Origin of the sequence: Pseudoalteromonas sp. TAE56, from assembly GCF_000497955.1 — a bacterium.
Taxonomy (GTDB): Bacteria; Pseudomonadota; Gammaproteobacteria; order Enterobacterales; family Alteromonadaceae; genus Pseudoalteromonas.
Map to the genome: position 1 here is coordinate 1 of NZ_AUTN01000071.1, position 592 is coordinate 592.

Here is a 592-nt window from a genome sequence, read left to right on the forward strand (position 1 = left end):
AAAGCTAAGTAAAGTTGAACTCATCTTTTTCAATCAAACGGTTAAACAATACCGCGAACGCCTAGCAAGTATCAGCTGGTTTAACATAATAAACAAGACACCCATCCTAAATTTTGCACTTTTAGAAGTTAAAGACTAGCTTTTATTTAGTGTAAAAAATAAGCAGGGTGTCTTATGGCAATCGCAAGAAAGCGTCAAGTAAGTTTGGTTGATACAAAATACTACCACTGTATTTCACGTTGCGTGCGTCGTGCTTTTTTGTGTGGTGAAGACCGTTTTACTGGTCAATCTTATGAGCATCGACGAGGCTGGGTTGAAGATAGGTTGCTCGTATTAGCAAAAATATTTTGCATTGATGTATGTGCTTATGCCGTCATGAGTAATCATACGCATTTAGTATTGTATGTTGATGATAAGAAAGCGAATAGGCTAAATGATAAAGCGCTTATTATTCGCTGGCATAAACTCTGTAAAGGCACATTGCTAACGCAAAAATATGTACAAGGTGAAAAGCTAAGTAAAGTTGAACTCATCTTTTTCAATCAAACGGTTAAACAATACCGCGAACGCCTAGCAAGTATCAGCTGGTTTA

Annotated in this window: 1 pseudogene; it reads left to right on the forward strand. The window is 37.0% G+C overall.

The window, feature by feature from the left end:
• Positions 1-174: 174 nt before the first annotated feature.
• A pseudogene (locus tag L656_RS0106120) lies at positions 175-592 on the forward strand (transposase); the annotation flags it as partial.